This window comes from Sorangiineae bacterium MSr12523 (assembly GCA_037157775.1).
GTDB lineage: Bacteria > Myxococcota_A > Polyangia > Polyangiales > Polyangiaceae > Pendulispora > Pendulispora brunnea.
In genome coordinates this window covers 519398-542834 of the sequence record CP089982.1, presented here as the reverse complement: position 1 = coordinate 542834, position 23437 = coordinate 519398, and the positions used below count along the sequence as shown (strand labels likewise).

Genomic DNA, 23437 nt, shown 5'->3' with positions numbered 1-23437 from the left:
AAATGACGAGGGTTGGGTTTTTGTACCCCGGCTATGGGGCAGAGGACGACTATCCGCGCGCAGCCGCGCGCCTCGGCGGGGATGTGCACCTTCGTCTGGTGCACACCTCCGTGGGGGAGGACGCCCACCGGGTCGATGCGCTGCTCGACTTGGGGGCGCCCGAGCGGCTCGCCGCCGGTGCGGAGGAACTTCGCGACGCCGCCGATGCCGTGGTGTGGGCCTGCACCAGTGGAAGCTTCGTGTTCGGCTGGGATGGAGCGCGCGAACAGGTGCACGCCCTCGCAAAGCTGCTCGGCGTTCCGGCCTCCAGCACGTCGTTCGCGTTCGTCCACGCGGCAAAGGCCCTCGGCGTGCGCCGTGTCGCCGTCGCCGCCACGTACCCGGACGACGTGTCGAGCAAGTTCGTCGACTTCCTTCAACGCGGTGGCGTGGAGGTCACGTCGCTGTCCAGCAACGGCGTGCCCACTGCGGCGGATGCAGGGGCCCTCGGGCGCGAACAGGTGCTCGCATTGGCGGCGGCGGGCGATCGCCCGGACGCCGAGGCGCTTCTCGTCCCCGACACGGCGCTGCATTCGATTGCGTGGCTCGACGAGCTGGAAGAGCGCCTCGGGAAGCCGGTTTTGACGGCCAACCAAGTCACCATCTGGGAAGGCCTGCGCCTCGCGGGCGAGCATCCCTCGTGCACGGCGATGGGCGCCTTGTTTCGGGGGCGAGCATGAGCCAGCGCGCGCAACCGGCGGGCAGCGTGCTCGTGCCCCACGTGATCGAATCGACCCCGAGCATCGTGGCCTCGAAGCTGCGCGAGGCCATCGTGCTCGGCGAGCTCGCACCCGGCTCGCAGCTCGTGGAAATGCAGCTCGCGGCCCAACTCGGGGTGAGCCGCGGGCCACTGCGCGAGGCGATGCAGCGCCTCGTGCAGGAGGGGCTTTTGCGCAGCGAGCGAAACCGCGGCCTCTTCGTGGTGGAGCTCGACGACGATGACGTGCGCGATCTTTACGTGGTGCGAAAGGCCATCGATCAAGCGGCGGCGTCGCTCATTCTGTCGAAGGACGTCGCCGCGGCGGTGAAGCGCCTCAAGCCGATCCTCACGGAAATGAACGACGCGGCGAAACGCGGCGATCGCATGGCCCTCAGCACCGCGGACATGCAGTTTCACGAGGCGTTCGTCGAGGCCTCGGGCAGTCCGCGCCTGATTCGCATGGCGCGGACGTTCCTCACCGAGACGCGGCTGTGCATTACCACACTGGGGCAGACCTATGGCTCGCTCACGCGGGTCGCCACGGAGCATGCGGCGATATTGCGGGCCCTCAAAGACGGGAACGAGGCCAAGCTGATGGCGGCGATCCAAGCGCACATGGATGATGCGCTGGATCGCCTCGTTGGCTCGCGCTGACGCTCAGGTCGCAGACGCCTCGCGCACGGCCTCGGCCCAGATGGCCAGGGCCTCGTCCACCTGCTTCGCGTTGACGACGAGCGCCGGAATCATGCGCACGACTTGCCCCCACGTGCCACAGAGGAGCAGGAGCAGCCCGCGCTCGGCCGCAGCAGCTTGGGCGCGCTGCGCGGTCGCGACATCGGGCTCGCCGTCGGAGCGCGTGAATTCGCTTCCCACCATGAGACCGAGCCCGCGCACGTCACCGATGCGTGCATGCTCGGAGGCAATCCGCCGCGCCCCTTCGAGCAGCCGCGCGCCCATGGCCGCGGAGTTCTCCACGAGCTTTTCGTCGCGAATGACATCGAGCGTGGCAAGGGCCGCAGCGCATGCCACGGCGTTGGCGCCGTAGGTTCCGCCCTGCGAGCCGGGCCACGCCTTGGCCATGAGCTCCGACGAGGCGGCGATGGCCGACAATGGAAAGCCGCTGGCGATGCCTTTCGCCATCACGACGACATCGGGGCGGATGTCCGCGTGCTGGTGGCCCCAGAACTTGCCCGTGCGGCCGAAACCGGTCTGCACCTCGTCGAGGACGAACACGATGCCGTGCGCGTCGGCCCGCTCGCGCAGGCCCTCGAGAAAAGCCTTGGGCGCGGGTACGTAGCCGCCCTCGCCGAGCACCGGCTCGATGACGAAGGCCGCGGTCTCGCGCGGGGCGCTAATCGTAGCCAAAATGTAATCCAACTCGCGCAGTGCGAAACGGACGGCGGTCGCCTCGTCCCAGCCATAGCGGTACGCATAGGGAAACGGCGCCACGGTGACGCCACCCATGATCGGAGCAAATCCGGCACGGAACTTGGTGCCCGAGGTGGTCATCGACGCCGCCCCCACGGTGCGCCCGTGAAAGGAGCCGTGGAACACAATGACGTTGCTCCGCCCCGTGGCCTGCCGGGCCAAGCGCATCGCCGCCTCGACGGCCTCGCTACCGGAGTTGGCGAAGAACACCGAGTCGAGGCCCGGTGGCAGCACCTCCCCGAGCCGCTCCACCAAGGTCAAGAGCGGCTTGTGCATGACCGTGGTGAATTGTCCGTGGATGAGCGTGGCCACCTGGCGCTGTGCCGCCTCGACGACATGCGGATGGCAGTGCCCCGTGCCGGTCACACCAATGCCGGCCGTGAAGTCCAGGTACGCGCGACCGGCGTCGTCGTAGAGATAGACACCTTCGCCGCGCGCGGCGAGGACCGGCGTGGCCTGACGAACCAGGGGCGACAGATGAGCCATGAGAGAGCCTCCGTTCAGCGGAAAGAAGATTGTCGACAATCTTACGATTTACAGTAAGCCTCCGGCAAGGAGGATACGATGTCCGAGAGCGAGCGCGAACGAGCGATCATCGCAGCGGTGCCCAAGGGTTCGTTCATTGGCGGAGCGTGGCATGAGGCCACGGAGTCGTTTGCCGTGGAAGATCCCTCCACGGGAAAGATCTTGTGCCAAGTCGCCGACGGCACACCCGCCGATGGTGCAGCCGCGCTGGACGCCGCCGTGCGAGCACAGCCCCGATGGGCCGCCGTCCCACCGCGCGACCGCGGCGAAATCCTGCGGCGCGCCTTCGAGCTGCTCATGGCACGGCAGGAAGATCTGGCGTGGCTCATGACGCTGGAAATGGGCAAGCCGCTCGCCGAGTCGCGTGGCGAAATCGCCTACGCCGCAGAGTTTTTCCGCTGGTTCTCCGAGGAAGCGGTGCGCATCGACGGCGGCTACGCGGTTGCGCCCAACGGCCGCGGACGCTTTCTGGTGATGCGCCAGCCGGTGGGGCCGGCCTTGCTCATCACGCCGTGGAATTTCCCCATGGCCATGGGCACGCGGAAAATCGGCCCCGCGGTGGCCGCGGGCTGCACGATGGTGCTCAAACCCGCACCGCAGACGCCGCTCTCGATGCTGGCCTTGGCGGGCATTCTGCAGGAGGCGGGCTTGCCCGACGGCGTTCTGAATGTCGTGCCGACGACGCGGGCCGGCGAGGTGGTGGAGCCCTTGTTGCGCGGCGGGCGGGTGCGCAAGCTTTCCTTCACCGGCTCGACCGCGGTGGGGCGAAAGCTTCTGGCCCAATGCGCCGATTACGTGGTGCGAGCCTCGATGGAGCTCGGCGGCAATGCGCCGTTCATCGTTTTCGACGATGCGGATCTCGATGCCGCCGTCGAGGGGGCCATGCTCGCCAAAATGCGCAACATCGGGGAGGCCTGCACCGCCGCAAACCGCTTTTACGTGCATGAGCGGGTTGCGCCGGCGTTTGCGGAACGACTTGCCGCGCGCATGGGCGCGTTGAAGCTAGGGCGCGGGGTCGAGCCCGGCGTCGAAGTGGGCCCACTCATCGATGCGGGCGCGCGGGAAAAGGTGGCCTCGTTGGTGGCCGACGCCCGCAAGCGCGGCGCGCAACTCTTGGTCGGCGGCACGAGCCTCGACGGCCCGGGCTACTTCTACCGCCCGACGGTCTTGCTCGACGTAAGCGCCGACGCGCGCATGCGGCACACGGAGATTTTCGGCCCCGTGGCGCCGATTAACACGTTCGAGACCGAAGACGAGGTCATCGCGGCGGCCAACGATACGGAATATGGCCTCGTCGCCTATGTGTATACCCGCGATCTCGGGCGCTCGCTCCGCGTATCCGAGCGGCTCGAAACCGGCATGGTGGGGCTCAATCAGGGCATCGTGTCCAATCCGGCGAGCCCCTTCGGCGGGGTCAAAGAGTCTGGCCTAGGCCGCGAAGGCGGTCGCGTCGGCATCGACGAATTCCTGGAAACGAAATACGTCGCCATCGCACCGCCGTGATTCGCGGACAACGGTGCGGGGCGTTGTAGGATTGTGCCCTATTCAAGATAAAACGGGCAATCAAGCCGCTGCAGCTCGAGCCGCCACCCAGTCGCTCGTGGGGCGGACAGCACAAGCAGTACGAGTGTCCAACTTGCTGAAACGCGCCCCGCTCTAGCGCCCACCCTGGATACTTAAGCCATCGCTTGACAATTTTTCGGGCGCGCCCATACTTAAGTCAATGCTTAAGCAACAGGCCGTCGACCGTGTCTTTTACGCCTTGGCCGATCCTACGCGGCGCGCGTTGGTGGAGAGGTTGAGTCGTTCGCCGGCCTCGGCGAGCGATCTCGTCAAACGGCTGGAGATCACTTTGGCCGCGGTCGTCCAGCACCTGCAGGTGCTCGAGGAAAGCGGCATCATTCGTACGGAGAAGGTCGGCCGCGTGCGCACGTGCCGGCTCGAACCGGGCGGGCTACGGCTCGCCGAGCAATGGATTTCAGAGCGCCGATCGCTTTGGGAACGCCGGCTCGATCGCCTCGGCGACATTCTCGACGAGGAAGACCTCGAGCCTTCGAACAAAGGAAGAAAGGGGTAATCATCATGTCCGTCGTGCACAGCACCTTCAGCCTCGAGCGTCAGTACAAAGCGGCACCTGCCCGCGTCTTTGCCGCCTTCGCCAACCCTGAGACCAAACGGCGCTGGTTCGTGGAGGGCGAAGGGTGGCGCGTCAACGAATACGCCGGCGACTTCCGCGTGGGCGGCGTCGAAACCTCGCGATTTACCTTCGCGGGCAGCAAGGAAAAGGGCGCACCGCCCGCGGGCACGCCCATCGCCAACGATACCGTCTACCAGGACATCGTGCCCAATGAGCGCATCGTCTTCGCGTACACCATGACGGTGGGCGACAAGCGCATCTCCGCCTCCCTCGCCACCGTGGAAATCGTCCCATCGGGCACGGGCACGAAACTCACGTATACGGAACAGGGCGCCTACTTCGACGGCTCCGACGATCCGCGCATGCGCCAGGAAGGCTGGACACAACTCTTCGCCAGCCTCGAGCGCGAGCTGGATAGAGCGTAATGTCTCGCCGCAGGGGCGCGGCTACCTACCGAGGGCCTGGAGATCGCGTTCGAAGTTCGGGAATTCGGCGTGTGCGGTAGTCAGAATTTCTGCAGCCGATTTTTCGCTATCTTTGGCGTGCTCGATGGCGAATTTCTTGAATGCCGCATTCGGCTCCCGTGTTTCCAGCGGCCGGTTGTGCAGAAGCTGCCACTGGTAAGTGAAGGCTTCGCGAGGCCCGTAACCTTGGGCGAGTAGCCACAGATAGTCTTCGAACGACGCCGCCAACACCCCCGCCTCCCCTTCGGAGCTAACAAAAACGATGGGTTGATCCAGAAGGGGCTTTCCCTCTCGAGCCAGCCAAAACGCGCCATGGCTCCCGCTGCCATCTCGCCCAAAGATTCGAAAATCCCGGCCATCGACTTCGTCGTTTCCGCTCCACAACTGAATCCAATCCGACGTTTCTATCGGGGACAAGAATTCCTCGAATGGTTCGAAATCGATCCCCTTGCCGCGCGCATAATCGAACTTCAGTTCGTGCAAGCTCTTCAATACAGTCGGAAAGGTCGTCTCGAACGTCACCTTGATTCGTCTCTCTTGGGATTCGCTCATGAGTGGCAGTCCTTGAAAGGTGAATGACCCCGCAGGGGGGGGTGAGACCGATCTCACATATCCAACTACGCAACGAGTAGCAACGAACTTCCTTGCGTTCACATTTTCCGATGGCCGCTTGGGCCATCTCCGTGCGGCCGGCGCGTCTTCGACGATGCGGATCTCGATGCCGCCGTCGAGGGGGCCATGCTCGCAAAATGCGCAACATCGGTGAAGCCTGCACCGCCGCAAGCGACCTTATTATTCATCTAGGCGCAGAACGAGAATGGGCAGTTCTCACCTGAATGCTCAAAGAAAAACGTTCTCTTTTCCCACGACTGGCTCGAGCACATGTCGGCAACGTGATAAAGAATGAACGTGCTTGATTCATCCATTCGCAATGGCGGGCAGTTTACTCGCCCGTGGTTCGGACCTTTGTCTCACGCAAGCTCGGAGCTGTTGAAAGTCTTGGAAGGTATCCCAAGTTTCCAGGCACGCACGCGGCGCGGAATGCAGCCTGATAAGACCTTGTTGTACGTCCCCGAGCACAAGGAGACCTTCTGCGCGGATATCTTCGTGCTGGCGCAAATGTTTGCCTGGAATGACATGTCACCGGTCATCTGGCTCCTATCCACCATTGGACTCTGTACGATCGAGCAGCCCTATCGAGAAAAGCGCAAGGCATTCCGCCGGTTCGAATTGGTGCTTGCCACTTACCCTTCGGCTGGAGATCCCGAAGATCCCTTCCCTGCACGTCTGGGGGTCGTTCTTTCGTGGCGCGGCGGCTCGAGATTCCCAGGATGGAATTGGGAGGAAGTGCAGCACCCCCGCCTGGTCCGATGGCTCGCACTCGCGGGACAAGAGCTTGCCTCGTGGATGGCTCTAGACGGTGAGCACTTCGCCATCCCTGATACCCTCGATTTGGGCCCCGGGGGAACGCGCTTGACACGTTCGATATTGAATCGATCGGCCCTCTTGCCAGCCTCGCCGCACATGCTAATGAGCGGTCTCGGCCCATTCAACTCACCGGAACGCCCTACCGACGCGGCGGTGCTCGTCGACTCCGGGGGGAATCCAGGAACGAGTGAGTTCGAGTACGGACACTATTGGATGTTGCCGATGACCGCAGCCGAACACGAAAAGGCTCAGCGCGACGGCACGTGGAGCGTCTTTGCCGATCTCGCCAATAGGGTCCCCGAAGGAGAAGACGACTACCGTGTCGCGTTCGACCTACTTCGCGATACGACGGGGTAGGTCCCGTGACCGAGGGCCGGGCCTGCCCGACACCGTAGAAGCTCTTTCGCCGGAGCTTACGGCGTAATCGGATGCACTTCGGCCCTCCAGTTGGCTCCAGCCGGCAATCGCAGGGGAGGCTCGCTGCATGATTCGATTCACGATATTCCTGGTAACATCGTTCATTCTCTTCGTATTGCCCAGCCTCATCATCGTCCGCGTGGCCCTGAAGAAAGCGGCGCGCCAGGCCAAAGCGCGAGTACCCATCGATTCGCCACGACCGCCCCCTTTTCTTGCCTATGACAATGTAGAAGTAGACCGCGATCCCCGGGGGTTCTCTTTCCGTCGACCTACCTCATCGGGCGCGTATTCTTACCTTGGCCCTCGCATCGAGGCCGTACCTGCGGAAGTGCAGATCGAGGAGGGCACCAAGACGGCGTATCGTGCGCAAGAATCGTATCTCGTCTTTTCGTACTTGCCCAATGGGTTGCACGGAACGAGGGTCTCCATCGGGCCGCTCGAACCGGAAGCAGCCCGCCAATTGGCTTCAGACTTTCAGAGACTCTGGGGGCTGCCGCGCGTCGTCGAACTGATTGACGTGAATGAGGAGGCACTCGCACGTTCGCCGATGGCATTCCACGGCAAAATCGTGAGGATCACCGGGACGTGGCGGACGGGTCTCGAGGCCTCCTTCCTGGGAGACCACTGGTTCACTCCTGCGCCGGGCGTGACTTATCCCAAGATGAACGAGCCCATGCGCGTGACAGCGGTGTGCCTTTTCCAGTGCAGCCAAGACGGGAGACCGCATTTTGGCCATATGGGGATGTCGTACTCGGAGCTGCGGGCATTCGAGGTACGGCAAGCGTAATCGACTCAGGAGCGAAAGATGGGCCAGCCGATCTCGGTGCGGTATTCGCGCGCATTCGAAGCATCGCCGCTTCGAAACGCCGCGCGCAGCTCTTGGAATGCCTCGCGCCGCCAGAGGTCGAGCTGGTCCGCGGCGATGCGCTCGCGAATGGCCAGTGGCGGAGGGCCTTCGCACTCAGAAACGTCATCCGAGCAAAGTCACCCCTGCACACCCGTGTCCCCATCGCACCAGTGTGACTTGCCCGGCCAGGTGGAAGTCAAGCCGGATGATGGCATTCACGAGCCATTCAAAAGCTCGAGCACGGCAGCGGTCTCGTTGGCGACCCGATGTGAGACGCTCAAGGACGTCCCCGAGTACGAGAGCATGTGCATGTGTTCGAATCCGATGGCTTCTTCGTTGCTTTTGTGTGCGGCATCCAACGAATAGCGCGATTGAAAGCGCTCGTCGAAGGACGTCACGGGCTGCTCCCGTTCGAGGAATACGGCGACGTCGGGCGCAATGTGGCAGCTCGCGCAGTCGATGGTTTCCGACGAATGGATGCGCGGATTCAAAGCTCGCACGACCGGACGAAAATTCTCACGTGCGTCGGCCGTCTGGCCCTTGAAGACCTTGGTCACGTCGTTCGCGGCGGGCGGTACCGGCGTGATGTCCGCATCCCAGCGGCCTCCGACGATGGTCACCAGCGACTCTTCCTTCACCGACGTCGTCGCAATCGTCGCATCGCTCCACGCGCCGCCCGCATTGCGCTCGCGAATGGCAAATGTCCAATCCCCGATGGGCGCAGCTGCGCGCCGCAGACGGCGAAAGTGCGTGACCCGAACCAGGTTCTTCTCTCCCGCATACCGCGAAAGAATCGAGGCGAGCCTCACTCCATACGCTCCGCGAGGCCCCTGCCCTTTCAACGAAGGATGCACGTCGAGCCGCACCTCGGGCGCGGTCGCGTTTTCGGCACGAATGGCCCGCAACTCGCCAACGACCTCGGCCCATTGTGCTTGGCTCAATCGGTAGAAACCGTGAATGGCACCATCGCGCGCATGCACGACGGTGCCTTCACGCCGCAAGGATTGGAACACGAGACGAATCTCGGGCTCGCAAATGGTCCCCGCGGCGGGCGGAAGAACGACGCGCGGACACGGATCGAAGCGCACCGCGAGCACGCGCAAAGACGACCAACGCTCCTCCTCGTCGCCGAGGGGCGCGCGCTCATCCAGCTCGGGCATGCGGCCTTGCTCGAAGACGTCCCGCGGGAGCAGGACGCCGTTCGTGCCCGCGGCAGTGGGTTTGACCAAATCGTCCTCTTGCCCCGCCGCGGGCAAGGGGTACACGACGGTCACATCGACGTTGCGAAGCGCATTGCCCTGGCTCGGTGCCTGGGATGCGGCGGCGCATGCGGATGCGAGGACGGACGCGAAGCCAACGAAGCGAAGTCGATGCAGCATGAAGACACCTCCCGCACGAGCGTACGCGCCTTCGACATGGCACAGCGCGCCATTCTCGTGTCGTCTTCGGCTACGACACTCGTCCTTCGATTGTACGAATCAGGAATATCGACTCAGCGCCCGGTGCGCGTGAGATCGTTCATCCAATTCGTTTCCCACGTGCGGCCGCCATCGTACGAGAAGGCCTGCTCCCAATGCGCGGTGTCCGGGCCGGTTTTGGTCCAGATGTAGCGCACCTTCACGGGGTGTCCGTTGTCCACGTCCTCGCCGTAGAATTCTCCACGGTTGCCGGTGAAGCCACCCACCTGCGGCGGATCCATTCGGCCTACTTTGCTATTGATCCAATAGATTGACCATTGTCGCGTTTCGGGATTGAACACACGCAGGGTGAGGCCCGAAAAGCCTTTGGTCGGCATATCCATTTGATCGATGTTGACCATTCCGCCGAGGTATTGCGACGTGCGGTTGTACGAGGGGAATTCTTCCCATTCGTGGCTTCCCACGTTGCGCGCCTTGAGGCGACGATTGGCCAGTGTCCAGCTGCCGGGTGCCCAATCGAAATCGTGAATGTCGCCGGTGGGCAATGCCGCGACTTGGGCCTGTGCCACCTCGGTTGGCCGGGCGGGCGTCTGTGCGGTTCCGCATGCGGGGAGCGCTAGTGCCAATAGGAAATAGCGTTTTCGCATGGCACTCAGTGCTGGCAGCCGCCGTCTTTCCCTTCGGCCAACGTCTCGGAGTGGACGGGCTGGACTTGCACTTGCGAGGACGATTGGACCTGCGGCTGCGACGCCCACGAGGTAGGTGCCAGCCAGAGGCACGCGGCGAAGGCCGACCCGGCGAGGGCCAGGAGCACCAAGGCGCGCCGCTGACCACGGGTGGGCGCGTGCGATCCGCGCGACAGGAGAAGGGCAATGCGTCGGGACAAATTCGAATCGGCCATGGGTACGGTTCCTTTCATGTTCGATTGCATCAATGTGCGTTGAGCGAGTTCCAGAAGAAAAGCTGCATATTGCAAGGGAGAATCTGCGGCCACGCGGGCATCGACGCTGGCTTCGCGCGCCCAGGCGATTTCCGAGAGGAAGGCATTCTTCATCGGATGGCCGGTAAACAGGATGCGGGCGACGCCGACCAAGAAGGCCACGCGAAGATCGCCGCGCTGGATGTGCACCATCTCGTGGTGCAGCACGAAATCGAGTTGCTCGGTGGAGAAGGTATCCAGCTCCGCGCGCGGCAGCACGACGCGCGGCGCAAGTACGCCGGTGGCGAAGGGCACGTCCGTCTCGTCCGAGACGAAGAGCGCGGGCACGGGCATGGTGAGGCGCCGCGCGATGATCGCGGCCCGCGCATGCACGAACGAGGGCGCCTCGAAGGCGCGGCGGCACGTGCCCGTCAATTTCGCGTGGAGGAACAGCGCGCGCGCCAGCGCGATGGCCACGACGAAGGCCCAAAGCATGGCCACCGCGGCGAGGGCGCGCCCGATGGGGCTCGCATCCCACGCGCCGTTGGCCGTCACCAGAGGACGCGCCCACTCCGCGGCATCGCGCAGCGGGGCTGCTTTGGACCATGTGGCGGTTTGCCATTGGGTCTGCAGAACGCCGCCGCTCATCTCGCGGATGGACGGCAGGATCGCCATCGCCGCGGAGCCCAAAAACGCGACCACGGCGGTTCGGTAGCGAAACGAGGGCGATGCCGGCGCCGCCTGCGGGCGACCCTTGCGGAGGGGAATGCCCACGACGAAGCCGCACACCGCAAGGGCGACCCACGCGAACAAAACGCCGAAGCCCCACGTGGCCAGGGTGAGGCTGCTCAGGCGCTCCGCGAACTCCGCGAGAATGCGACTATTCATGGTGTTTGCCCCCCTTCGCCCGCCGTGATTCGGGGGCCGCTTTGGTGTGTTGCTCCTCGGCCTTGAGCCGCGACTCGATCTCGCTCTTCAGCGATTCGAGCTCGTCGCGCGTCCACGACTCGTCTTCCAGAAGGCCGACCATGAGCTTTTCGGCCCGCCCGCCGAAGAGGCGGTCGACGAGATCGCGCACGTGGCGGCGCTGAACTTTGGACGCGGCGATGGTCGGCCGGTACACGTGGGCGCGCCCGCCGTCGGGGTGCGGCTCGTGCCGCACGTAGCCTTTTTGCTCCAAAATCCGTAGAAGCGTGAGGGCTGTGGTGTACGCGACGGGACGCTGCAGGTGCTCCACCACCTCATGCACCGTGCCGCCCTGGCGCTCCCAGAGCACCTGCATGACCTCCGACTCCGCACGCGTGAGCATGGGTCGCTTCTCGGCCGCTTCCTTGGACATGACTAAGAAGTTAGTACTAAAGACTTAGTTGTCAAGTCGCTCGTGATGCCTGGCGCACAACGATGCCGTCCGCCGACACGGCGCGTCATTAATGTTTTTCGTCATCGTTATGCGATTGCGCGCTTGATTCGATGAATTCAATGAATGCACAATCGCCGTGACACCGGTTTCCAATATCGGTGCAGATATCGTCGTACGACGTCGAAAAATCCAATTTGAGGAGGGCGAGCCGTGTTGAAGAAACATCGCAGCATCTTCGGGCGAGCATTTGTCTTTTTGGCCCCGTGTCTCTGCTTGGCCGCAGGCCCGGCATCCGCCGATAGTAAGGATTCCATTGCGCCCGCCGAATTGGATGCCCCCGCATTCAAGGTTTTGGCCCTTTACCGCGCCGATCACGACGATGCGCACATCGATTTCGACAAAGAGGCCGCAGTTTGGTTCCAGCAGGTCGCCTCGCTCAATAACTTTAGCTACACCCAATCGACCAATTGGGATCTATTGAACAACCTCACGGCCTCGCAGTACCAAGTCGTGATGTTCCTCGACGCCCAGCCGGGGAGCTCCGCGCAGAAGGCGGGATTTCAGCGCTACATGGAAAATGGTGGAGCCTTTTTCGGCTTCCACGTGACCGCCTACAACGACGACACCGACGGGATCTGGCCCTGGTTCCATCAGACCTTCCTCGGCACGGGGAAATTCAATTCCAATACGTGGTTTCCGACCACTGCGGAGATGAAGGTCGACAACCGGAATCACCCTTCCACCTTACGGCTCCCGGCGGTCTACACGTCTGCAGTTTGCGAATGGTATAGCTGGCAATACGATTTACGGCAGAATTCGAATATTACGATTCTTGCATCGGTCGACCCGTCCAGCTTCCCGCTCGGCAACCAGGAGGGGAACATCTGGCGGAGTGGGTATTATCCCATCATGTGGACGAACAAGAATTACAAGATGCTGTACGCGAACTTCGGCCACAACGCGATGAACTACGGGCCCAAGGTGGGGCTCTCTTCGACCTTCGGCAGCGAAGATCAGAACCACTTCATCGTGGACGGCCTTTTGTGGCTCGCCGGCCAAGCCCGCGCAGGCGCCGTACCGCAAACCGGCCCCTCGCCGACGGCGTGGTATTCGCTGACCAACCGGGCGAGCAACAAATGCGTGGAGGCGCGCAATGGATCCTCGGCAAATGGAACGGCGATCCAGCAGTCATCGTGCACGAGCGCGCAAGGGCAGCAGTTTCAGATCCAAAACACCGGCAAGAGCTTCAGCCGCATCAACAATCGCCTCAATGCGGCCCAATCCCTGGACGTGGCAGGCGTCTCCCAAGCCGACAATGCGCCGGTGCAGCTCTGGTCGTACAGCAATGGAAACAACCAGCAATGGCGGCTGGTCAATCAATTCAACGGGTACTACCGCATCGTGAGCAAACACAGCTCCAAGTGCCTCACCGTCCCCAACGGCTCCACCGCCGACGGCGTCCAACTCGTCCAAATGCCCTGCACCGGCGTCACCTCACAGGATTTCAAGCTGACGCAAAAGTAAAACCCGCGTAGCCCTCTGACTCCGGAGAATTTTGAACAGGGAGGCGGGGAGGCGGGGAGTTTTTTTGGTTTGAACCCTGTGTTCTCAATGAGAACACAGTTGCCAAAACAACAAAAACTCCCCGCCTCCCCGCCTCCCTGTGAATCTCTCTAGGGCGACGTGGCGGCCGCGGGCTTCGGATTGGCGCCGTTTTTGAATGGAGATCCGCATCATGGCTTCCCCTCGCCTGTTTCGGACCCGGCAAAATGCAGGACGCGAGCTCGGCTTCGCGTTGCGCGCGTATGAGGCGGCGTCGCCGCTGGTGCTCGGTATACCGCCGGGAGGTGTACCCGTGGCGTTCGAGGTGGCGCGGGCGCTTGGCGCGCCGCTCGACGTGTGGGCGGCATCCAAGGTTCGGGTTCCCTTGGAGCCCGAGCTTGGAATCGGTGCGGTCGCGGAAGGCGATGAGGTCTTTCTCGACCTTGCGATGGTGGCAGCCCTACGGGCGTCGAGGCTGCAAATCGATGCCCTCGTCGCAAAGACGAGGGACGAGGTGGCCGATCAGCGACGTCGGCTCGAGATGGGACGCGAGCGACCTGTCGTGCGGGGGAAAACCGTGATCCTGGTCGATGACGGCGTTGCGACCGGCAACACGGCGCCCGCGGCGCTTCGGGCCCTCAAACGCTGCGGCGCGCAGAAGAGAATCCTTGCCCTGCCGGTGGCGGCGTACGACGTGTTCCAGTCCCTTCGCAACGAAGCCGACGATCTCGTTTGCCTCGAGAAGGTCGCCAACCTCGAGGCCGTTGGTCTCTGGTACCACGATGCATTTTCCTGCTCCGACGAAGACGTCATCGGCTTGCTTCAGCAGGCTCACGAGCTGGCGGATGGCTCATGGCGCGGCCAACCAGCGTTCGATGCGTTCGACAACCGGCTGGAGCCAGGGTCGCGCCGGTAGAGCGGTGCGCAGTTCGTCGCGGGCCTGCGTGGCCAGCTGCTTCGCGCGGGGATGATCCGGGTTCGGCGGCACGGCCAGCGCGCGCGCCAAGGCAAACCGGGCGCGGGGGAGATCATCGTCGTGCCATCGCAAAGGCAGCGTGAGGCTTTGCTCCAGGTGCTTGCGCGCGACGAGCACGTTGCCGAGCGCGAACTCCGCCTCCCCCAGGCAGCGAAGCACGTCGCCTTCGTAGGTCCAATCCGGGCGCAGGCGGTGGGCCTCTTCCAAGAGACGGACACCCCGCGTGCAATGCACCCGTGCGTCGCGCGCATCGCCCTGCGCGAGGCGTGCCGCCCCGACCACGAAGAGCATGGTCGGGATGTTCTCGCCGACGAATCCGCCTTGATCTTCCGCGATGCCGAGCGCACGACGCGCGAACGTCTCCGCCTCGGGAAAGCGCTCCTCGAGCTCGTTGACGATGGCGAGGTGCTCGTAAAGCTCGCCCTGGACCGAATCGTTGTGCCCCTGCGAGGCGCGCAACTCGAGACCGCGCTGGGCCGCGGCCCTCGCGTCGTCGAGCTTGCCCACGCGCGTAAGCCCTTCGGTCAAGGCGGCATACGTATTTCCAAGCCACGGATCGTGCGGCCCCGTTGCAGCCGCGTAGCATGCAATGGTCTCGAGCGCGCTGGCGATGCTGGCCTTCGGATCGCGTGCCACGAGAAACTCGAGGGACCGATTGTGCCGCGCCATGCAGACGGGCGGAGACTGGTTCCCGAAGCGGGCCGCAAGGCGCTCGATGTAGAGCGCGTTGTCTTCGAGAGCATGCACGGGATCGTTCGATCGCGCGGCCAGCACGCTCCCGATGTTGAGGATGCGCAGCTCGAGGGCCTCGTCGCCTTCCAGGCGAGCGTGCTTGGCGCGCGCGACGTCGAGCCAACCGCGCGCCTCGTCGAAGCGTGTGTAGGCCGCGCTCAAGACGAAGGCCAGCTCGGCGGCCGCTCGGCCCGCGATGCGGTCGGCGCCACTTCGTTCCGCGCTCATGAATGCTTCCCGAGCCGCCGAAAACGCCAGCGCCGGGTGGAACATGAGGTTGTGCACCTTTGCCTCGGTGAGGAGTGCGTCTGCCTCGTCGGCGACCACGCCGGCCTCGTGCGAGAGGTCTTTCGCGTGGCGAGCGGCAGAAAGGGCGTCGTCCCAGCGACCCGCCTCGCCGAACACACGGGCGCGCACCGTCAACCGCCGGGCCTCGATGCTTTTCGCTCGCGCCACGGGATCGATCGGCAGCGGCACGAACGCATGATCGACCTCGCGACCCCGGCACAAATGCGGTGGCGAGAGCGCGCCCACCAGATCGATGGCGCGCTCGTGGAAGGTGGGCTCGGGCTGGCCGAGCACCTCGACGATGACGTCGAACTGCCCGCGTGCGCTCGCGAGGCATGCGCTGCGCCTTTCGTGCACGGCGGGCGTCTGCGTCTTGGCGAGACGCGTCGCCTCGCACGACGACTGTTGCTCGCGCCGCCAGTCCAGCGCGTGCCGGTCGAGGGCCCGCAGCACGCGATCCGTGCGATCCTGCGCTGCAGGGCCACCCGCCGCAACCACCGCGTCGCGTATCTGTTGGCGCTGCACATCGCCCCAATGCGTCGCCAGGGCCGCGCCCTCTTCTTCGCAGGCAACCCGCAGCGATCGTCGATGCTGCAGCGTTCCGAGGACGGCGGCTATCGCAGCGAGCACCACGAGGGATCCGGCCACGCGCGCACGCCACGGGTTGGCATCGAGCGCGCGCAGAAGCTCGTCCATGCTGCCGAATCGCTGCGAGGGATCGGGGTGCAATCCCTTTCGCACGACGTCGTGCAACCACGTGGGAACGCCCTTTCCCGGCGGGCGCCTGAGCGACGAGGTGTGGACGGCCAGCAAGTAATCGTCGAGCGATTCGCTCCGAAAAGGGCTGACGCCGTAGAGCGCACGCCACAAGGTCACGCAAAAGCTGAACACGTCGCTGCGCGCATCCATCTTGCTGCCGGCCAGGGCGATGGCCTCCGGCGCGAGATAGCCCACCGTGCCGAGGATGTGCCCCTCCTGGGTCAGTTTGTCGTCGCTCGCAGGCTCCGACACGGACGATGCGCCGACGGCCATCCCCGTCGACGAGGGCGATGTTTCCGGCTCTCCCGACGGCGCCAAGTTCGGGCCCGACGGCGCGGGCACGGACTCGTGCGATGCATAGGAGCCGTCGGTGCGTGCGATGCCGAAGTCCAGCACGCGCACACGGCCATCTTTTGCGATGAGGACATTGGCCGGTTTGAAATCGCGGTGCACGATTCCGGCTTCGTGCGCCGCGCGCAAGCCACGGCCGGCCTGCTTCATCACCGACAGCACCTCGCGGCGGGAGTGGGGCGTTTTCAACCACGTTTGCAGCGTGTCGCCCTCGATGTACTCCATCGCGAGATAGATGTTTCCGTCGTGCGTCCCTACGTCGTAAATGGCCACGATGTTGGGGTGCGAGAGCCGCGCCATCGCACGCGCCTCGCGCATCATGCGCAGACGCGCCTGCTCCGACGCGACTTTGGTATGGAGGATCTTCAGCGCGACATCGCGCGCGAGCTCGAGGTCGTACGCCAGCATCACGGCGCCCATGCCCCCGCGACCCAGCGCCCGGACGATCACGTACCGCCCGACGACGGTCCCCGACGCGAGTTGCTCGACCGATGAGCCCACCGCCACCGGCTCTCCGAGCGTTACGGTCGGCTGCTCACGCGCCGCATCCGCGTCGAAGCTGCTCCTGTCCTCCCCCATCGAAAATTCCTCCCCAGGCTTTCATTGTACCTAGGGAGGTGCGAAGAGGAAGAGCTGCCGGTTATGTCGAACTCCGCGGCAAGCGCGGGAATCACGCCGAATCAGCGTCGCGCCGATGCGTTGGCGAGGCCGGCCACCCATCGGTACAACACGAAGACGACGGCCGCGAAGGCGATGCCGCCGATCCAAATGGCCGCATCCGCAAAGCCGGGGCCGACCAGCGACAGAGGCGCGGGTTTGCCGGAGAAGGCCACGAGGGCGGCGATGATCACACCGATGATGCTCTCGCCGACGATGAGGCCCGATGCGAGGAGCACGCCGAGCTGCTTCGTGGACTCGGCGTTCGGTCCGCGGTCGGCGCGCTTGTCGAAGTAGTAGCCGACGAAGGTGCCAATCACGACCATCAACGTGCTCGCCGTCGGCAGGTAGATGCCCAACCCCACGGCGAGCGGCGGCATACGAATGCCGTCTTTCCTCTTACCGAGCAGCGCATCGAAGGCGATCACCACCACGCCAATGCCGATGCCCACGCGGATCAGGCTCCAGTCGATGTCGCCCTGGATGACGCCGCGTGCGAGGGCGGAGATGAGGCCCGCCTGCGGTGCCGGCAACGCGCGCGCCGGATCGACGTTCGGTGCGCCGGTGAAGCCGTAGGCATGGTTCAACAGATCGAGCACCGGCGGAATGACGGCCGCTCCGGCCACCACGCCGATGACCAGCGCCACTTGCTGCTTCCAAGGCGTCGCCTCGACCAACTCGCCCGTCTTCAGGTCCTGCAAGTTGTTGTTCGCGATCGCCGCCACGTTGAAGATCACCGACGTCGTGAAGAGCGCGAAGGCCACCATCGCCTTGCCCGCCTCGGGCGACACGTAAGGCTTCACCCCGAGCACGAGCAGCAGGGACGCCCCAATCACCACGAGAATGCCGACGCCCGAGAGGGGGCTGTTCGACGAGCCAATGAGGCCGGCCATGTAGCCGCACACCGTGGAGACGAAAAAGCCCATCAGGACGACGTACGCCACGCCGCCGATGGCCAGGGTCGCCAGGTGATCGCCCAGGCCGGCGCTGTTGCCGAAGTAACCGAGGAGCGCCCCCACCGGGACGAAGCAGCCCAGGGTGATGAGCCCCACGATGCCAATGGGGATGTCCTGCTCGGTGCGCGGGAGGGTGTCGGCCTTTCCGGCCTTGCGCACGCGCGAGGCGGCCATGGCGGAGGCCAAGCCGCTGATCACGGGCTTCACCAATTTGGCCAAGGTCCAAATGGCCGACACGCCAATGGTGCCCGCGCCCACGAAGCGCACCTTGCGGCTCCAGGTGAACTGCGCCAGCTCGGCCACCGAGCCCGCCGCATCCGAGAGCGAGGAATAGTGCGGCACGCCCCATCCCCAACCGATGATGGCGCCCGTCAGCATGGCGACCCCCACCGAGATGCCGCACAAGTGCCCGATGGCGAACAGCGCGAAGGACAAATTGACGTCGAAGCCGGTGACCCCTTTGGCGCCCACGCGGAAGAAGCTCACCACATCGCTGGCCAGCACTTGGGTGGCGGTCACCACGGCGTAGACCGCCGACGTGATGGATCCCCAAAGGACCGCGAGCAGGCCTGCCCTGCCCTCCTCACTTTGCGTGTCCCCCTCGCCGCTGCCCACCTTGAGCACCTCGGCGCAGGCGATGCCTTCGGGATAGGGCAGATCGGAGTTGGTCACCAGCGCCCGGCGAAGCGGGATGGAGTACATGACGCCGAGGATGCCGCCCAACGCGCAGATGGCGAACGATGTCCAGAACGGGAAGCCCGTCCACCAGCCGACCATGATCATGCCGGGCAGCACGAAGATGATGGACGACAGCGTACCGGCCGCCGAGGCAATCGTCTGAACGACGTTGTTTTCCTGGATGGTCGACGACTTGAAGTACCGCAAAATGGCCATCGAGATGACCGCGGCGGGGATCGACGTGGCGAACGTCAGACCGGCCTTCAAGCCGAAGAACACGTTGGCGGCGGTGAAGACGACGGTGATGACGACGCCGATGATGACCCCGCGCCAGGTCAATTCGACGCGCGGATCCGTGGTAGGCCCTGCGCTCACGAGTGCTTCTCCACCATGGCTGGTTGCTCCACCTGCTAGTAGCCTTCGAAAAAGGTCGAACGATCGCCGGTGGAGTTCGGCAAGATGCAGACCGAACGACGCAGCGGCCGCCAGGCTACTTTCTGGTGTCCATGGTGGTCAAGCGCGAAGGCGTGGCATACCCCCCTACCAACGATTGGTGCCCAGGCTCACGATGAAGCCTTTGGAGGCATTGCGATACGCGACCCTTCCGGAATCGAGCCTCACCACGGTATTGTCTTGGATTTGTGCCGAACCGTTCGGCGCCGGGTAAAAGTTGGGCGAGACGACGATTCCATCGAGCCCGGGGTGCTCGATGCGATTGCTCTGAAACAAGGTGCCGAAGCTCTCGGAGAAGGCGACGCCATTGTAGAGGGCATCGACGATGGTGTTGCCGGTGACCGTGGCGTTTTCAATCCTGCCCGTCTCGTGTCCGTCGCCGCCGTAGCCGATGTGCAAGGCCGGTTGATTCTGCACGTACGCGTTGCCGCCGCACCGCACCACGGTGTTTCCACTCACTGTGGCCGACGTGAGGTTCGACCCATTCGCGCCGAACTTGCCGACGCCCAGGCCGATGTAACGGGCCGTGTCGCTCATGTAATTGTTCTTCACCTCGTGCCCGCCGCCGCCGTAAATGGCCACGCCCTTTCCGCCCCACGGTGCAATCGATGTATTGTCGAGAACTTTGGCATTGGACATCGCCGTGTAATGGACGCGGGTACCGCCAATGTCGTTCCAATCGACCGAGTTGATGGCGATGGCATCGTCGCCCGTGCCGCGGACGAAGTTGTTTTGCACGGTGAGGTCTTTGCCAACCGTGCCGCCGTTGCTCACGTTGTTGATGTTGATCCCATCGGCCCAAATGCTCGTCAGGCGCGAGTTGCGCACCGTACCCCCGGTACCCGAGGCCCAGAAGCCGGACATGGTGTGCTGGGTCCAGATGCCCTCCGCCAGCCAATTGGTGCCCGTCGTATCCATTCCGCCGCCGGCCGCATCGATTTGGGCGCGGCTTGCCGCATTGGAATCGAGCGCGAAGTTGCGCACGGTGCACGACGTCAAATTGAAGATCGCGCCCAGCGGCTGCGGGTTCCCCGAGCCATCCACGTTGGGCAGGTTCCTGTTGCGGTAGATGGTGCTGTACCACATGCCAGCACCTTGGATGGTGATGCCATTGGCATTGAGGCCGCCTTGGGTTTTCACGAAAAAGGTGCCCGGCGGAATCCATAGGGACTTGCCCTCGGACTTCGCGCGGTTGATGCAGTTCTGAATCGCGTTGGAGTTGTCCTTGCTGGCATCGTTTGCCACGGCGCCGCAATCGGACTGAATGGAGAGCGAATTGCTCGGTTGCCCCAGGGCCGGGGGCGGCGACTCCAGATCGACGACGTCGATGTAGTAGAACGCGGCTGCGTTGGAGGAGCTCTTTTGTAGGCGAATGGTGGCGCCCGGCGGCACCGCGGCACCGGTGATGAAGGCGTGCACGTCATCGAAGAACGTGCGCGGATTGCCATCGCTGGGCCTCTGGGATTCGTTGTTGTATTGGCTATCCGCGGTGCCCTCGTAGCCCCACGTCTGCTTCGAGCTGAGGGTGAGCGCCTGCCGGAAGGTGCCATTGACGTAAAGGTCCAAGGTGGCCGTCTGACCTTTGCCATCGGAAGAGTCCGGAATGGACGCACGAACATTGATGAAGTTGATGTTCTTGCCCGTATCGTTCGTCCACTCGACGTATTGATTGGTGGCATTCAGCCGGACATACGCGTGCCCGGAAGACTCGAGCTCGGGGCTCGAATACCGCGTCTTCGGCGCGGAGGTGAGCGAAACGACCGCGGCACCGCCGCCAAGCCGCCCCGCCTCCGCCTCGTAACTGACGAATGGGACCGTGGCTCCGACCGGGCTCGAGCCGCGGGTGCCATTCAATTTGATCCAATCGAGATTCAGAATTCCGGCCCCGGATTCTCCGCGCAAACAAAGCGTGTGCACCCCCGACGCGGCAGACAAAGACATGGTGCGCGTTTGCCAAGTGCCCCAGCCCCCCGTCGACGTCGAAACCGTGTAGCGGCCAATTTCCGCTCCCGTGCCGCTATCGAGCCTGACGGAAAAAATGCCGCCGGTATTGGCAGCGGCCATTTGGAGGTCGAGACCGGTCACACCGGTCATGTCCACGTCGTTGAAACAGAGCCAGGTGCCACCGTCGAAAAATCCAATCGTCGTATCGTTGTTTTCGAGCTTCGGATTCGGGTCCGATTTGCTCGAATAAGCCTCCGCCTGAATGGTACTTCCCGCAGAATAGGACGCCGCGAGGGCATCCTGGTTGGGCGCATCATCGCTGTCGCGAGAGCTGCATCCAAGGGCCGCCATGAAGGCAAAAAGAAGGGAAACGCGCGACAAAGACGCACGCGACCCATCAACAATGATGGTCGACATTAAAGATGACCATGGCCGGGCGGAACAGCCAAGTCAAGCAAGTATCCACACTACGAAAAATTACAATCGAGCCAATTTGGATATCGCGTCATCGCCGGGCGAGCTGTTGCTGCATTGCAAGCTCGTCGGTCACCCGCCAATGTTCGGCGATTCGACCATTGCGAATGTGTTCGATATTCATTTGATTGACCTGAACGCGCTGGCCCGTGGGCGGCGCGCCGAACAATTCGCCGGTGTTCGTACCGGACACAATCGTCCGTAGAACGATGCGGTCTTCGGTGACCACCATGTCCTCGATTCGGTAATGAAGGTCGGGAAAGCCCCGACGAATGGCCTGCACGATGGGCTTGAGGCCCTCGGGCCCGGGAGGAGGATTGGGCACACTCGGTGTGTGGTTCACGTAATCGCGCGTCAAAAGCTCGTCGAGTACGTCGACCTTGCCCTGATTCCAGACTTCTTCGAAATATCTTCTACCGATGTCGCGGTTGTGTGCAATGGCGCTCGGCGCGCAGCTTGTGCCCAAGGATGCCAGAAGAACGAGCGTCGGCCTGATCATGCATGGGGAGGTAGGCGAGGCGCGGTTCGGTGCGCAGATAGCATTTCTGCACATCGCGATTGCAGCATTGCACAGGTCACTTTCGGCCGAACTTGGGCAGGCTGTCCTCGATGGAAAACCAGGGTGCCTTCGCATCGACGAAGATATGGCGCTGGGGACGTACGCCGGGATCGTCATCGAGGCTCCCGGCCGGGATCGAGACGAGACCATGCGCCGAATGGATCATGGGAACGGGGCTTCCGCATTGGGTGCAGAATGCCCTTTGGTACCCCGGTGGGGTCTCGCGCACGGGCGCCTCGTAAACACGGATTGCAGATTCGCCCCGCACCCATTGGAACCCCGCGAGGGGGACGACGAGCTCGGCAAAGAACGCGGAGCCGGTCGATTTGCGGCAACGCGAACAATGATCGAGCACGAAGTCGGCCGCCGGTCCGTCCGATTCGAAGGCCACGGTGCCACACAGACAAGAGCCCTTCATCGTTTCCCCCTTTTGCGGTTCTCTCGCGTAGGCGCCAGGCGCTCGCGCACGGACGCCTCGATGAGACCGCGAATGGCCTGATGCAGGCGCCCATAGTAGCCCTGGCGCCGGTAGTGCAGAAAGACCGGTTTGCGCTGCGGAACGAAGTTCAGGTCCACCCGGACCGACGCGGTACGCGGCACGGTGTGGCGTGGCTTGACGGCGCGGCCGAGCCCCAGCTCCACCCCGAGCAGGATCCCAGGCTCGTCGAAGAGGAAGGAACGGGTCAAACGGCCGCGCGGCCTCACGTGCGCGGGCTGCGCGGCGAGGAACAACTCGGTCGTGGGGTCGCTGGGGCTGACGTCGAGAAATACATCACGCCGCACCCGGTGGATGCGGCTCTCCACCATGACGAATTCTTCGTCGCCGAGATGCACGTCCACGATGCTGGGCATGTTCGAGTCATTCTGCGAAATGCCGAAGTCGATCCGGCCGGCCACGACGGCATTGATGACCTGCCGATCGAGCTCGCGGTGGATCTCCACCTGCACGGCAGGGTGCTCGCGCAGAAACGGCGCCAGCGCGGGAAGCACCACCGGTGGAACCAGCGACGATACACCAGCGATGCGCACCACGCCACGGTACGAGGTGGGCGAGGGCGCGAGATCGCCCACGAGCTCCTCCTCCAGGGCACGCTGCGCCTCGACGAAGTCCAAGAGCCGCTGCCCGGCCTCCGTGAGCACCGCCCCCGCGCGACCGCGCACGAGCAACGTGGTCTCCAGGCGCTCCTCGAGGGCGGTGATTCGGCGCGACAATGCAGGCTGGCTCAAATGCAGCACCCCCGCCGCGCGCGTGAAGCTGCCGGCGCGGGCCACGGCGGCGAAAGCCTGGAGCTGGTCCTGGGACAGGGGATCCATTGGGGACAACTATACGCTGCATGCATGGTTCTATCCAAACGTTGCAATGGACGCATGACCCTCCACGGAATA

Annotated in this window: 21 protein-coding genes; 9 read left to right on the top strand and 12 right to left on the bottom strand. The window is 63.8% G+C overall.

Features of this window, described 5'->3' with window-relative positions:
- Positions 1-2 precede the first annotated feature (2 nt).
- Positions 3-719, top strand: coding sequence for a hypothetical protein (locus tag LZC95_02295; protein WXA95672.1), 717 nt, complete (start codon positions 3-5; stop codon positions 717-719).
- Complete coding sequence (locus LZC95_02290; protein WXA95671.1) at positions 716-1393, top strand: GntR family transcriptional regulator; 678 nt, start codon at positions 716-718, stop codon at positions 1391-1393. Before LZC95_02295 ends, LZC95_02290 begins: the two co-directional genes overlap by 4 nt.
- Before the next feature lie 3 nt (positions 1394-1396).
- On the opposite strand, the gene LZC95_02285 is transcribed toward LZC95_02290, so the two are convergent.
- Entirely contained in the window at positions 1397-2653 is a 1257-nt protein-coding gene (locus LZC95_02285; protein ID WXA95670.1) for an aminotransferase class III-fold pyridoxal phosphate-dependent enzyme, read from the bottom strand.
- Positions 2654-2731: 78 nt separating this feature from the next.
- Between LZC95_02285 and LZC95_02280 the strand changes: the two genes are divergently transcribed.
- The 3 genes from LZC95_02280 to LZC95_02270 all read left to right on the top strand — a co-directional run bounded on the left by LZC95_02280 (position 2732) and on the right by LZC95_02270 (position 5254).
- Complete coding sequence (locus LZC95_02280; protein ID WXA95669.1) at positions 2732-4195, top strand: NAD-dependent succinate-semialdehyde dehydrogenase; 1464 nt, start codon at positions 2732-2734, stop codon at positions 4193-4195.
- Between the two features lie 220 nt (positions 4196-4415).
- Positions 4416-4769: a metalloregulator ArsR/SmtB family transcription factor gene (locus tag LZC95_02275; protein WXA95668.1), complete on the top strand. Its 354-nt coding sequence runs from the start codon at positions 4416-4418 to the stop codon at positions 4767-4769.
- 5 nt (positions 4770-4774) lie between these two features.
- A complete protein-coding gene (locus LZC95_02270) occupies positions 4775-5254 on the top strand; it encodes an SRPBCC family protein (GenBank protein ID WXA95667.1) in 480 nt (159 codons plus the stop codon).
- A 21-nt stretch (positions 5255-5275) separates the two neighbouring features.
- Here LZC95_02270 and LZC95_02265 read toward each other — a convergent pair whose 3' ends face one another.
- The gene (locus LZC95_02265; protein ID WXA95666.1) at positions 5276-5845 is read right to left on the bottom strand and encodes a hypothetical protein; all 570 of its coding nucleotides are present in this window, start codon (positions 5843-5845) and stop codon (positions 5276-5278) included.
- A 489-nt stretch (positions 5846-6334) separates the two neighbouring features.
- On the opposite strand from LZC95_02265, the gene LZC95_02260 reads away from it, so the two are divergent.
- Both LZC95_02260 and LZC95_02255 read left to right on the top strand, forming a co-directional pair.
- Positions 6335-7078 (top strand): hypothetical protein, encoded by a 744-nt coding sequence (locus LZC95_02260; protein ID WXA95665.1) that lies wholly within the window; start codon positions 6335-6337, stop codon positions 7076-7078.
- 127 nt (positions 7079-7205) lie between these two features.
- A complete protein-coding gene (locus LZC95_02255; protein WXA95664.1) occupies positions 7206-7925 on the top strand; it encodes a hypothetical protein in 720 nt (239 codons plus the stop codon).
- A 275-nt stretch (positions 7926-8200) separates the two neighbouring features.
- On the opposite strand, the gene LZC95_02250 is transcribed toward LZC95_02255, so the two are convergent.
- The 4 genes from LZC95_02250 to LZC95_02235 all read right to left on the bottom strand — a co-directional run bounded on the left by LZC95_02250 (position 8201) and on the right by LZC95_02235 (position 11661).
- A complete protein-coding gene (locus LZC95_02250) occupies positions 8201-9364 on the bottom strand; it encodes a hypothetical protein (protein WXA95663.1) in 1164 nt (387 codons plus the stop codon).
- 113 nt (positions 9365-9477) lie between these two features.
- Positions 9478-10050 (bottom strand): hypothetical protein, encoded by a 573-nt coding sequence (locus tag LZC95_02245; GenBank protein ID WXA95662.1) that lies wholly within the window; start codon positions 10048-10050, stop codon positions 9478-9480.
- 5 nt (positions 10051-10055) lie between these two features.
- Positions 10056-11210 carry a M56 family metallopeptidase gene (locus LZC95_02240; GenBank protein ID WXA95661.1) on the bottom strand — a complete coding sequence of 385 codons (1155 nt, stop codon included), beginning with the start codon at positions 11208-11210 and terminating at the stop codon, positions 10056-10058.
- Positions 11203-11661 (bottom strand): BlaI/MecI/CopY family transcriptional regulator, encoded by a 459-nt coding sequence (locus tag LZC95_02235; GenBank protein WXA95660.1) that lies wholly within the window; start codon positions 11659-11661, stop codon positions 11203-11205. Before LZC95_02235 ends, LZC95_02240 begins: the two co-directional genes overlap by 8 nt.
- 231 nt (positions 11662-11892) lie before the next feature.
- Here LZC95_02235 and LZC95_02230 point away from each other — a divergent pair, with 231 nt between their 5' ends.
- Together LZC95_02230 and LZC95_02225 are read left to right on the top strand one after the other, a co-directional pair.
- Positions 11893-13206 (top strand): RICIN domain-containing protein, encoded by a 1314-nt coding sequence (locus LZC95_02230; protein ID WXA95659.1) that lies wholly within the window; start codon positions 11893-11895, stop codon positions 13204-13206.
- Positions 13207-13417: 211 nt separating this feature from the next.
- The gene (locus tag LZC95_02225; GenBank protein ID WXA95658.1) at positions 13418-14140 is read left to right on the top strand and encodes a phosphoribosyltransferase; all 723 of its coding nucleotides are present in this window, start codon (positions 13418-13420) and stop codon (positions 14138-14140) included.
- Here LZC95_02225 and LZC95_02220 read toward each other — a convergent pair.
- From LZC95_02220 to LZC95_02195, 6 genes are all read right to left on the bottom strand, one after another.
- On the bottom strand, positions 14075-16909 hold the full coding sequence (locus tag LZC95_02220) for a serine/threonine-protein kinase (GenBank protein ID WXA95657.1): 2835 nt from the start codon (positions 16907-16909) through the stop codon (positions 14075-14077). The genes LZC95_02225 and LZC95_02220 overlap by 66 nt on opposite strands.
- 101 nt (positions 16910-17010) lie before the next feature.
- Positions 17011-18996, bottom strand: coding sequence for an oligopeptide transporter, OPT family (locus LZC95_02215; GenBank protein ID WXA95656.1), 1986 nt, complete (start codon positions 18994-18996; stop codon positions 17011-17013).
- A gap of 165 nt (positions 18997-19161) precedes the next feature.
- Complete coding sequence (locus LZC95_02210) at positions 19162-21369, bottom strand: carbohydrate-binding protein (GenBank protein ID WXA95655.1); 2208 nt, start codon at positions 21367-21369, stop codon at positions 19162-19164.
- Between the two features lie 154 nt (positions 21370-21523).
- Positions 21524-21991, bottom strand: a complete 468-nt coding sequence (locus LZC95_02205) for an ester cyclase (protein ID WXA95654.1) — start codon at positions 21989-21991, stop codon at positions 21524-21526.
- A 76-nt stretch (positions 21992-22067) separates the two neighbouring features.
- A complete protein-coding gene (locus LZC95_02200) occupies positions 22068-22469 on the bottom strand; it encodes a GFA family protein (protein WXA95653.1) in 402 nt (133 codons plus the stop codon).
- On the bottom strand, positions 22466-23365 hold the full coding sequence (locus LZC95_02195) for a LysR family transcriptional regulator (protein ID WXA95652.1): 900 nt from the start codon (positions 23363-23365) through the stop codon (positions 22466-22468). Before LZC95_02195 ends, LZC95_02200 begins: the two co-directional genes overlap by 4 nt.
- Positions 23366-23437: the final 72 nt, after the last annotated feature.